This is a genomic window from Saccharopolyspora sp. MMCC62 (assembly GCF_057736575.1).
The window spans coordinates 60,963-72,106 of sequence record NZ_JBYKCM010000005.1; the positions used below are offsets into that span (position 1 = coordinate 60,963).

Here is an 11,144-nt window from a genome sequence, read left to right on the forward strand (position 1 = left end):
GGGCGGTCCGTTCGAAGCCGAGCGGTCAGAGCAGGCCGAAGGTGGACTCGACGACCATCCACACCCCGAAGACGGCGAACAGGGCGGCCGCGCCGTAGCGGATGAAGCGCTCCGGCAGGTGCTTGCCGAGCAGCAGTCCGACTCCGATGGCGAGCGCGTCGGCCAGCACCATCCCGATCGTCGAGCCGATCCAGGTGCCCAGCCAGTCGTGCTGCGAGGCGAGGGTGACGGTCGCCAGCATCGTCTTGTCCCCGAGCTCGGCGAGGAAGAACGCGAGGGTCACCGCGATCACCGCGGAGCGGGCGGTGCGGCCCGCCTTGCTCTTCTCCGCCTCGGTGAGGTGGTCGCCGCGCAACGTCCAGGCGGCGAAGCCGAGGAACGCGATTCCGGCGACGAGCCCGATCCACTCGGTGGGCAGCAAGGCACCCATGCCGAATCCGAGCGCGACCGATGCGGCGTGCACGACGGTGGTGGCGATGGTGATTCCGAGCAACACCTGCCAGGCGCGGAATCGCGTCGCGAACGTCATGGCCATCAACTGGGACTTGTCCCCCAGTTCGGCGATGAAGATGGCCGCGGAACTGATGGCGAAACTGGCGAACACGGCGGTTGCACCTCTCTCGGGGGCTGGGATCAGGCACGTCGCGGCCTCGATCCGATGTGCTTCGGATCGAAGGTCTCGCCCGCCTGCGCTTCGAGAGGCTCCGCGACCGGGCGCGTCGTCGCGCCAGCATGTCGATCGCGAATTGAGGGCTACTCCCCTTCCGCACAACAGATTACCCAGCGCTCCGGAACAATCAACACATCACCGGTAAATCGCGCACGCGAATTCGAACGGGCCATACGGCTTAAAATTCATTTCGGGGCGCCGAAAACCATTCCGGTGGTGTGCCGGAAAGGGTCAGCGCACCGGACCCAGTTCGGTCGGCACCGGCCGGGACACCAGCAGTCCCACCGCGGAGACCGCGTTCACCTCCAGCGCGCCCGGCTCGTCGGTGCCGGGTTCCGGGCGCCACCGGGCGGTCTGCACCAAGCCCGGTTCGGCGAGCTCGTAGCCGTTGAGCACGCCGCGGACGTCGTCGGCGCCGCGCCAGCACGGCAGGCCGCCGAGCCGGGCGGCGACCTCGCCGACGCGCTCGACCTGCTCGCGGGTCGCGCTGACCGCGGACAGGTGCGAGACGACGAGCGCGCTGCCCACCGAACAGGCGTCCCGGTAGGCCGCGATCACGCCGGACAGCTCGTCGTCGTCGGTGATGAACGGCAGCGCCGCGATCACCAGCACCGCCACCGGCCGGGTGAAGTCGAGCAGCCCGGTGACGCCGGGCGCGGTGAGCACGCTGGCCGGTTCGCACAGGTCGGCCTCGGTGACCGACACCCCGCGCACCCCGGCGAACTGCGCCTCGGCCAGCCGCACCGTGAACGGGTCGGCGTCGACGTAGGCGATGCGGGCGTCCGGGTCGACGCGCTGCGCGGTGCCGTGCACGTCGCCGACGGTGGACAGCCCGGTGCCGAGGTCCAGGAACTGGTCGATGCCGCTCGCGGCGAGGTGGCGCACCGCGCGGACGAGGAACCCGTGCTGGGAGCGGACGTGCGCGGCGAGGTTCGGCAGCACCGGTTCGAGGTCCTCGGCGAACTCGCGGTCCAGCTCGAAGTGCCCGGTGCCGCCCAGCAGGTAGTCGCACACGCGCGCCATCGACGGCCGGTGCGGTCGCCCCAATCCCGCCAGCCGTCGTAGCCCGTCCGCGTCGGAACGCGTGCCCATCGCCCACCCCCAGGTTCGCGAATTCCCCCAGCCTAGATCGTCGAGGCGTGCCTCGACAGCGGATCGGCGCACGTGGGCCGGGTCACCACGCGCCGGTGGAACAATCCGCGGCCGGGACGGCGTTGCAGCACCCGGTGCTCCCCCGCTCTTCTCCTCGGGCGGGGGAGATCACGGCACCAGGTGGTCGGAGTCCCGCGCGTCGGTGATGGCCATGTGCCCGGGCGCGTGCCCGATCGCCAGCGGCGGCGCGGACCGCATCACCGCCGCCTGCGGCGTCACCCCGCAGGCCCAGAACACGGGCAACTCGCCCGGCCGCACCTCCACCGGGTCCCCGAAGTCCGGCGCGGCCAAGTCCCGCACCCCGAGTTCGGCGGGCGAACCGACGTGCACCGGGGCGCCGTGCACCGCCGGGTAGCGGGACGTCACCCGGACCGCGGTGGCGACCAGCTCGGCGGGGATCGGCCGCATCGACACCACCAGCGGCCCGGACAGCTCCCCGGCCGGGCGGCATTCGCGGTTCGTCCGGTACATCGGCACGTTGCGCCCCTGCTCCAGGTGCCGGACGGGAACCCCGGCCTCCAGCAGCGCGGCCTCGAAGGTGAAGCTGCAGCCGATCAGGAACGACACCAGGTCGTCCCGCCACAGCCCGGTGACCTCGCCGAGCTCCTCGACGAGCACCCCGTCCCGGTACACCCGGTAGGCGGGCAGGTCGGTGCGCAGGTCGCCGTCGAAGATCGACGCGGCGGTCTCGCCCGGCTCGGTGACGTCCAGCACCGGGCAGGACCGCGGGTTGCGCTGGGCGAACAGCAGGAAGTCGTAGGCCTGCGCCCGGGGCAGCACCAGCAGGTTCGCCTGCGTCCAGCCCGCGGAGCAGCCCGCGGTGGGGGTGCGCAGCCCGGCGCGGAACTCGGCCCTGGCCTGGCTCGGGGTCAGCTCTGCCGGTCGCATCGAGGTCACCTCTCGGTTCGGCGGAATCGGATGCGCTGCCCGGGGCGGGCCTGGGCGGCGCGGTCCACGTCGGCGGCGCGCAGCACCGCGATCACCGGGTACCCGCCGGTCACCGGGTGGTCGGCGAGGAACAGCGTGGGGCGCCCGGACGGCGGCACCTGCAGCGAGCCGAGCGCCATGCCCTCGCTGGGCAGTTCCTCGTCCCGGCCGCGGGTCAGCTCGGGGCCGTCGAGGCGCATGCCGACCCGGTCGATCTCGGCGCTGACCTCGAACGGCGCGCCGAACAGGGCGTCGACGGCGCGGTCGGTGAACCAGTCCGCGCGCGGTCCCGGCACGGCGGCGAGCACGAGTTCGCCGTCGCGGGTGCGCACCGGGGCCTGGTCGACCACCGGGAACTCCCGCGGGGCGGGCCCGATCGGCAACCGGGTGCCCGCGGCCAGCGGTGGCGGCCCGAGCCCGGAGAGCACGTCGGTGGCGCGGGACCCGAGCACCGGTTCGACGGCGATGCCGCCGCGCACCGCCAGGTAGCCGCGCAGCCCGCGCACCGGGGTTCCCAGCCGCAGCCGGGCGCCCGCGCGGACCCGCAGCACGGTGTTCACCGGCTCGGCCCGGCCGTCGACGGTGATCGGGCCGTCGGCGCCGGTGACCGCGACGGTCACGTCCCGGTCGGGCCGCAGCACGAGCCCGCCGAACGTGGTCTCGACGGCGGCCGCGCCTTCGGGGTTGCCGACGAGCCGGTTCGCCAGCCGCAGCGAGCCCCGGTCCGCGGCGCCGGAGACGCCGACCCCGATGCCCGCGTGGCCGGGGCGGCCCAGGTCCTGCACGGTCGCCAGCGGCCCCGGGGCGACGACCTCGATCACGAGACCTCCTCGAACCGGACGCGCACGCCGGGCCGCAGCAGCGCGGGCGGTTCCCGGTCGGCCCGCCAGATCTCCAGGTCGGTGCGCCCGATGAGCTGCCAGCCACCGGGCGATTCCCGCGGGTAGACGCCGCTGAACTCCCCGGCGAGGCCGACCGCGCCCGCGGGCACCCTGGTGCGCGATTCGCTCCGCCGCGGGACGGCGAGCCGCGGGGAACCGCCGGTGAGGTAGCCGAACCCGGGGGCGAACCCGCCGAAGGCGACGGTCCAGGTGCCGCCGGTGTGCTCGCGCACCACCTCGCGTTCGGTGAGGCCGGTCAGCTCGGCGACGGCGGCGAGGTCGGCGCCGTCGTAGACCACCGGCACCCGCAGCAGCCCGCCTTCGGCGCCGCCGTGCTCGCCGGGCCGGGCGTCGCGGACGGCGCGTTCGACGGCGTCCGGGTCGGCCCGCTCCGGGTCGAGCGCCAGCAGCAGCGTGCGGGCGGCCGGCACCAAGTCCACCACGCCGGGCGGGGTGTCGGCGCGCAGCGCGGCGTGCAGCGCCTGCACCGCGGGCAGGTCGTCCAGCTCCACCAGCAGCCCGGAGTCGGCGCAGCGCAGCACCCGCGGTCCGCTCATCGCGCACCGCCGGCGGCGAACGGGGCGAGCGCGACGCCGTCGGCCCGCAGCCGGTCCCGCACGGTCTCGGCGATGGCGACCGCGCCGGGGCTGTCGCCGTGCACGCAGATCGAGTCGGCGGCCACCGTGATCTCGCCGCCGTCGACCGCCTCGATCGGTTCGCCGCGGGCGATGCGCAGGCAGCGGGCCGCGATCAGCTCCGGGTCGTGCAGCACCGCGCCCGGTTCGCGGCGGGACACCAGCGTCGCCTCGGGCGTGTAAGCGCGGTCGGCGAACGCCTCCCGGTAGGTGGTCAGCCCGGCCTCGGCGGCGAGGGACAGCCAGCTCGACCCGGGCAGCCCGAGCACCGCGAGCCGCGGGTCGTAGGCGGTGACGGCCTCGACGACGGCCGCCGCCTGCTCCTCGTTCCGCACGATGGCGTTGTACAGCGCGCCGTGCGGTTTCACGTACCGCACCGAGGTCCCTTCGACGCGGGCGAGGCCGTCGAGGGCGGCCAGCTGGTACAGCACCTCGTCGGTGAGCTCTCGCGGCGGCACGTCGATGAACCGGCGGCCGAACCCGGCGAGGTCCCGGTAGCCGACCTGGGCGCCCACCGACACGGCCCCGGCCGCGGCCCGCGCGCAGGCGCGGCGGATCACCCCCGGATCGCCCGCGTGGAACCCGCAGGCCACGTTCGCGCTGGTCACCACGCCGAGCAGCGCGTCGTCGTCGCCGAGCTCCCAGCGGCCGAAACCTTCGGCGAGGTCCGAGTTCAGGTCGATGCGCATGTCCCCTCCATCCCGGTCGGTCACTGCCACAGCTGCCCCATGGCGCTGAGCGAGTTCACCCCGAAGTACAACGACAGCAGCCACGCCAGCACGCCGATCACCAGCAGCCACCGCGGATACCGGTAGCCGCCGAGCAGGTCGCTCCGCCGCGCCGCGACCCACAGCAGCACGCCGAACCCGACCGGCAGGATCAGCCCGTTGAGCGCGCCCGCCAGCACCAGCAGCGTCGTCGGTGCCTGGTCCAGCAGCAGGAACACGGCGGTGGACAGCGCGATGAACCCGACCACCAGCCAGCTGCGCGCCCGCTGGAGCGCCGGGGAGAAGGTCACCACGAACGACACCGAGGTGTAGGCGGCACCGACGACGGAGGTGATCGCCGCCGCCCACATGATCAGCCCGAACAGCCGGAGCCCGATCTCCCCGGCAGCGTGCTGGAACGCCTCGGCGGTCGGGTTGCCGGAGCCGAGCGTGGCGCCCGCGGCGACCACGCCGAGCACCGCCAGGAACAGCACTGCCCGCATCACCCCGGTGACCAGCAGCGACAGCACCGACCCGCGGCTGACCTCGACGATCCGCTCCGGCCCGGTGACGCCGGCGTCGACGAGCCGGTGCGCGCCCGCGTAGGTGATGTAGCCGCCGACGGTGCCGCCGATGAGGGTGGTGACGGCGAGGAAGTCGATCCGGTCCGGCAGCACCGCCTGCTTCAGCGCCTCGCCGACCGGCGGACTGGACACGACGGCGACGTAGCAGGTCAGCCCGATCATGAGCACGCCGAGCACGACCACGATCCGGTCCATCGCGACCCCGGCGCGCTTGCTGAGGAAGATCCCGATGGCCAGCAGCGCGGACAGCCCGCCGCCGAGCTTCGCGTCCATCCCGACCATGGCGTCCAGGCCGAGCGCGGTGCCGGAGACGTTGGCGATGTTGAACACCAGCCCGCCGAACACGACCAGCGCGGCGATCACGTAGCCCAGCCCGGGCAGCACCGCGTTGCCGAGGTCCTGGGCGCGCATCCCGGAGACGCCGATGATGCGCCACACGTTCAGCTGCACCGCGATGTCGATGAGCACGGACAGCACGATCACAAAGGCGAACGCGGCGCCGAGCCGCACGGTGAAGTCGGTGGTCTGGGTGATGAATCCGGGGCCGATGGCGCTGGTCGCCATCAGGAAGACCGCCCCGATCAGCGCGCCGCGGTGGGCTCCGGTCTTGGTGGTGGTGCCGCTCATGCAGTGTCCTCCCGGCCTCCGGCCTGCCGCGCGCGGTGCGCTGCGCTGGGGTTTCCCCGCCGGCCGGGTCGCCGACCGAGCGGTGCCGCAACGATAGGGGCCGTTCGGCGAGGGATCAATAGTGCGTTCCTACATTCCTCATGTTCAACGTTCGATCGTTCAACAATCCGGCGTATCGTGGCGTCGGATCGTCGGACGTGCCCGCGCGGCACCGCGGATAGACTGCGGTCTCCGATCAACCCCGGGAGAGGCATGACCAGCGCGCAGTGGGTCGACCGGCTGGCAGCGGACCGGTCCCTGCTCGAACGGACCAGCACCGTCGAGCGGGTCACCGACCTGCTGCGGCAACGCATCATCCAGGGCGAACTACCGCCCGGCACCCAGCTCTCCGAGGTCAGCGCGAAGGACGCGCTCGGCGTCTCGCGCAACACGCTGCGCGAGGCGTTCCGGCTGCTCGGGCACGAACGGCTCCTGGTGCACGAGATGCACAAGGGCGTGTCCGTGCGCAAACCGAGCAGCGCCGACGTCGCCGACCTGTACCGGCTGCGCCGCATCATCGAGGTCGGCGCGGTGCGCCACGCCGCCACCACCAAGCGCGAACTCGTCACCGCGGTGGCCCGCGCGGTGCGCGCCGGCGAGCAGGCCGCCGCCGACGGCGACTGGAGCGAGGTCGGCACCGCCAACATGCGGTTCCACGAGGCGCTCGTCGGGCTCGCCGACAGCCCCCGGATCAACGACGCGATGGCCGGGCTGCTCGCCGAACTGCGCCTCGCGTTCCACGTGATGTCCACCGACGAGCGCGGCGGCCTCGACCCGGAGCGCACCCGCGGCTTCTACGAGAGCTACGTGGAGCGCAACCGCGCCATCGCCGACCAGGTCGCCGACGGCGAGCTCGACGCCGCGGCCACCGCGCTGGAGACCTACCTGGCCGACGCCGAGGCCCAGCTGCTCACCGCCTACGCGGAACGCACCTGACCCGCCTTAGTCGATGAGCCTGCGGCGCATCGCCGTGTAGGCCAGCGACCACATCAGCGCCGCGAACAGCAACAACGCGCCCACGTGCAGCAGGTCGACGCCCGGCCGCAGGCCGAACGAGGCGTCTCGGACCAGCTCCACGCAGTGGTACAGCGGGTTGAACGCGGCCACCGTCCCCGCCCAGCCCGGCAACTGGTCGATCGGGAAGAACGTGCCCGCCACCAGGAACAACGGCGTGATCACCGCGCTCACGATGTAGTTGAACGAGTCGATCGACGGCACCACCGCCGAGCACCAGATGCCGAACAGCGCGAACCCCAGCCCGGTGATCAGCCCGATCAGCGGCACCAGCAGCATGCCCGGCGCCGGATCGAGCCCGAACACCATCGCCACCAGCAGCGGCGCGCACCCGTACACCCCGGACTTGGTGGCGATCCACAGCGCCTCGGCGGCGACGAGCTCGTGCACGTCGATCGGCGCGGCCAGCATCGCGTCGTAGGAGTGCTGGAACTTGCGCCGCACGAACGTGGTGAACATCCCGGCGAACGCGCTGGTGAACAGCACCGAGGTGGCCACCACCCCGGTGCCCAGGAACTCGATGTACGGCAGCCCGCGGATGGTGGCGATCAGCGAGCCCAGCCCGAAGCCGAACGCCAGCAGGTAGATCGTCGGCTCCACGACCGAGGAGAACGTGCTGGACAGCCAGTACCGGCGGTACAGCGTCAGCTCCCGCCGCCACACCCCGGCGAACGCGGCCGATTCGAAGGTGCGCAGCCGCTGCGGTGCGGTCGTCATTCCACGATCTCCCCGGTCAGCGAGACGAACACGTCCTCCAGGTTGCTCACCCGGGGATGCCCGGTGCCGAGCCGCGCCGCCACCGGCTCCGGCATCAGCTCGGCGCGCAGCACCGACACGGCGGGCCCGGTGCGGCGGGTGGGCAGGCCGGCCTCGCGGGTGATCGCCTCCACCTCGGCGAGCCTGGCCGGCGGGCCGTAGTACTCGACGACGTCCTGCCCCGCGTGTTCGAGGCGCAGTTCGTCCGGGGTGCCGGTGGCGATGACGCGGCCCTCGGACATCACCGCCACGTCGTCGGCGAGTCGCTCGGCCTCCTCGATGTAGTGCGTCGACATGAGCACGGTGACGCCGTCGGAGCGCAGCGCGTCGATCAGCGCCCACAGCTCCTGGCGCACCTGCGGGTCCAGGCCCACGGTCGGCTCGTCGAGCAGCACCAGCCGCGGCGAGTGCACCAGACCCCGCGCGATGAGCAGCCTGCGGCGCATGCCGCCGGAGAGCTCATCGGTCTTGGTGTCGGCGCGCTTGCGCAGCTGCGCCAGGTCCAGCGCCCGCAGCACCGCGGCCGACCGCTCGGCCCGCGGCACCCGGTACAGGTGCGCGAAGACCTCCAGGTTCTGCCGGGCGGTGAGCTCCTCGTCGAGGTTGTCCAGCTGCGGCACCACGCCCATCGCGGTGCGCGCCCGCTTCGACTCGCGCGGCACCCGGAAGCCGAGCACCTCGATCTCCCCGGCGTCCGCCCTGCTCTGCGCGGTGATCAGGCGCATCGTGGTGGACTTGCCCGCGCCGTTCGGCCCGAGCAGGCCCAGGCAGGTCCCGGCGGTCACGGTGAGGTCCAAGCCGTCGACCGCGGTGATCTCGCCGTAGCGCTTGACCACGCCGCGCAGCGCCAGCGCGGATGACGTCCTCGTCGCGACATGCTGCCGTGCGGTCATGCGCGTTCCCCCAGGTGGCCGGTGGACTCCGCCAACCATACCGACGCGGCAGGCCCGATCGTCGCAATCACGGCGAGCGGCGAGGTCCGTCCGGGAGGCGGCGGCTCGTGCTCCGACGGGGCCGCCGCGCCTCCGGGGCCGTCAGCCGAGCCCGGCGAACAGGTCCTCTTCCGCGCCGTGCGGGCCGGCGCCGGGGCCGCGCTCGCCGCGGACCAGCAGGAAGTGCTCGATGGCGAACTCGGGGCGACGCACGATCCGGCCGAAGAAGCCGTCGTCGTCGATGTTCACCTGGCTGCGGTAGTGGCGCAGCGCGGCGAGCTTCGCCCCGTGCTGCGCGGTGCCGTCGAGGATGGCGGTGATCTCCGCGTCGGGCATCGTGTTCGGCTTGAAGTCGAGGATGCCCTCCTCCCGCACGCGTTCCGCGAACGAGTCCGGCAGCACCGTCCAGTACACCTTCGGCACCTGCCAGGCCGCACCGAGCTCGGGGGCGAACTCCGGGTCGGCGGCCGGGTCGAGCGCGTTCATCAGCGCCCGGTGCGCGGCGATGTGGTCGGGGTGGCCGTAGCCGCCGAAGTCGTCGTAGGTGATCGCGACGTGCGGGCGCTCGGCGCGCAGCAGCGCCACCATCTGCCGGGTGACCTCCACCGGGTCGGCGGCGGCGAACACCCCGTCCTCGTGGTTGCTGTCGAGCCCGGCCATGCCGCTGTCGCGCCAGCGGCCCGGGCCGCCGAGCCAGTGGTGCCGGATGTCGCCGAGCTCGGGGAGCGCGGAAGCGATCTCGCCGCGACGGTGTTCGCCGAGTGCGTCCGGGGCGCCCCGCAGGTGGGCGAGGTCGTCGGCGACGACCTCGCCGAGTTCTCCGCTGGTGCAGGTCACCAGGGTCACGGTGGTGCCGTCGGCCGCGTAGCGGGCCATGGTGGCGCCGGTGGCGGTGGCTTCGTCGTCGGGGTGGGCGTGGACCAGTAGCAAGCGGCGGTCGCTCATGCTTTCGAGAGTAGCCAAACCCTCCGACGAGGCGGCGGGGTCGTCCCCGGACTCAAGATCAACTGCGTGGGGGTGGGGCGAACGGACCGTTCGTCCCGTCCAGTTGGCCGAACGGTCCGCTCACTCCTGCCGAGCACGAGTGGCACCAGCCTGCGGTGCGCCTGCTCGGCCATCTCGTCCACCAGCACAGTGCACGACCGGCCCGAGAACCCGTTGGCGACCCGCGCCGCGGACCGTTCGACCCGCGGGTCGGCGCGAGCGGCCCGCCCACCCGGACCGCCCGTCACACCCGGTCCGACAACACGACCCACACCGGCCCCGCCGCGAACGGGAGCGGTTCGCCGGACGCCGTCGTGTACGTGGTGCCGACGTCCGGGGTGGGCCGGGACCAACGCGCGTCGAAGGCCTTCCCGTCGCGCAGCACCACGGCCCGGCCGGAGCCGACCGTCGCCGCCTGGGGCGAGGCGCTGCCGACGACGTCCTTCATCCCCGAGTCCCGCACGTCGACCTGCTGCAGCACGACGGTGCCCGCGCCGAGCCGCCCGCTGTCGGCCGCCACCGCGGGCGAGCCGTCCATCGAGACCAGCCAGCGCCGCTGCTCCGGCGACCAGGTGAACCCGGTGGACGCCGCCCGGTAGTCGACCTGCGCGGAGCCGCGCGGCACCCCGCCCGCCGGGGCGGGGCCGAACACCAGCGGCGCCTTCGGCGACCAGCCGGCACCCGCGGGCAACTCGCCGGGGCGGGCGTAGAGGTTGTGCGGCACCGGCTTGTCGGTGCCACGGAAGAACGCGCCGGGCGCCTGCTCCGGCTGGACCGCTTCGAGGGGCGCCGCGTCCAGCGCGGGCAGCAGTTCCGGGGCCGCGCCGGAGAACGCCAGCGTCGGCCTGCCGTACTGGGCGAGCAGTTCCAGGTCGGTCTCGCGAGCGCTGCGCACCGGCCCGACCACCGGCGGGCGCTGCTTCCCGAAGACGGCGACGAGCCTGCTCAGACCGCCTTCGACCGGTTCGACGTAGACCACGTCCGCGGAGCCGATACCGGTCGGCGGCCGCGCCTCCGGCGCGTTGTCGATCTTCACCGCGAGCACCGGGTCGTCGCTGCCGGGTGCGCCTTCGGCGGGTGCCGAATCGGCGGCGGGCGGGGCCGCGCCCTGCGGGGTGTCCGGTGCGCGCTGCGTCCGCGCGGGCTGGCAGGCGAGACCGCCCGCCAGCACGGTCACCAGCACCGCGAGCAGCACCACTGCCCGCCCGAGAACTCCGCGGTTGCGCACCATCGCCC

The 11,144-nt window shown here is 73.5% G+C and carries 12 protein-coding genes; 1 reads left to right on the top strand and 11 read right to left on the bottom strand.

What is annotated here, in order from left to right; genetic code table 11:
* Positions 1-25: 25 nt before the first annotated feature.
* The 7 genes from AC29IT_RS13635 to AC29IT_RS13665 all read right to left on the bottom strand — a co-directional run bounded on the left by AC29IT_RS13635 (position 26) and on the right by AC29IT_RS13665 (position 6,183).
* Positions 26-604: a TMEM165/GDT1 family protein gene (locus AC29IT_RS13635; protein WP_358433613.1), complete on the bottom strand. Its 579-nt coding sequence runs from the start codon at positions 602-604 to the stop codon at positions 26-28.
* 297 nt (positions 605-901) lie between these two features.
* Positions 902-1,762: an SAM-dependent methyltransferase gene (locus tag AC29IT_RS13640; RefSeq protein ID WP_488218910.1), complete on the bottom strand. Its 861-nt coding sequence runs from the start codon at positions 1,760-1,762 to the stop codon at positions 902-904.
* A gap of 168 nt (positions 1,763-1,930) precedes the next feature.
* Positions 1,931-2,695: a putative hydro-lyase gene (locus AC29IT_RS13645; protein ID WP_358433868.1), complete on the bottom strand. Its 765-nt coding sequence runs from the start codon at positions 2,693-2,695 to the stop codon at positions 1,931-1,933.
* Between the two features lie 20 nt (positions 2,696-2,715).
* Positions 2,716-3,570 carry a 5-oxoprolinase subunit C family protein gene (locus AC29IT_RS13650; protein ID WP_488218911.1) on the bottom strand — a complete coding sequence of 285 codons (855 nt, stop codon included), beginning with the start codon at positions 3,568-3,570 and terminating at the stop codon, positions 2,716-2,718.
* A complete protein-coding gene (locus AC29IT_RS13655) occupies positions 3,567-4,187 on the bottom strand; it encodes a 5-oxoprolinase subunit B family protein (protein WP_488218912.1) in 621 nt (206 codons plus the stop codon). Before AC29IT_RS13655 ends, AC29IT_RS13650 begins: the two co-directional genes overlap by 4 nt.
* Positions 4,184-4,954, bottom strand: a complete 771-nt coding sequence (locus AC29IT_RS13660) for a LamB/YcsF family protein (RefSeq protein WP_358433623.1) — start codon at positions 4,952-4,954, stop codon at positions 4,184-4,186. The genes AC29IT_RS13655 and AC29IT_RS13660 overlap by 4 nt, the downstream gene beginning before the upstream one ends.
* 20 nt (positions 4,955-4,974) lie before the next feature.
* On the bottom strand, positions 4,975-6,183 hold the full coding sequence (locus tag AC29IT_RS13665) for an NRAMP family divalent metal transporter (protein WP_488218913.1): 1,209 nt from the start codon (positions 6,181-6,183) through the stop codon (positions 4,975-4,977).
* 252 nt (positions 6,184-6,435) lie between these two features.
* On the opposite strand from AC29IT_RS13665, the gene AC29IT_RS13670 reads away from it, so the two are divergent.
* Complete coding sequence (locus AC29IT_RS13670) at positions 6,436-7,158, top strand: GntR family transcriptional regulator (RefSeq protein WP_358433629.1); 723 nt, start codon at positions 6,436-6,438, stop codon at positions 7,156-7,158.
* 6 nt (positions 7,159-7,164) lie between these two features.
* Here AC29IT_RS13670 and AC29IT_RS13675 read toward each other — a convergent pair whose 3' ends face one another.
* From AC29IT_RS13675 to AC29IT_RS13690, 4 genes are all read right to left on the bottom strand, one after another.
* Complete coding sequence (locus AC29IT_RS13675; protein ID WP_358433632.1) at positions 7,165-7,953, bottom strand: ABC transporter permease; 789 nt, start codon at positions 7,951-7,953, stop codon at positions 7,165-7,167.
* Positions 7,950-8,885 (bottom strand): ABC transporter ATP-binding protein, encoded by a 936-nt coding sequence (locus AC29IT_RS13680; RefSeq protein WP_358433635.1) that lies wholly within the window; start codon positions 8,883-8,885, stop codon positions 7,950-7,952. Before AC29IT_RS13680 ends, AC29IT_RS13675 begins: the two co-directional genes overlap by 4 nt.
* Before the next feature lie 141 nt (positions 8,886-9,026).
* The gene (mshB, locus tag AC29IT_RS13685) at positions 9,027-9,869 is read right to left on the bottom strand and encodes an N-acetyl-1-D-myo-inositol-2-amino-2-deoxy-alpha-D-glucopyranoside deacetylase (RefSeq protein WP_488218914.1); all 843 of its coding nucleotides are present in this window, start codon (positions 9,867-9,869) and stop codon (positions 9,027-9,029) included.
* 283 nt (positions 9,870-10,152) lie between these two features.
* On the bottom strand, positions 10,153-11,139 hold the full coding sequence (locus tag AC29IT_RS13690; RefSeq protein ID WP_488218915.1) for a DUF3048 domain-containing protein: 987 nt from the start codon (positions 11,137-11,139) through the stop codon (positions 10,153-10,155).
* Between the last annotated feature and the right edge of the window lie 5 nt (positions 11,140-11,144).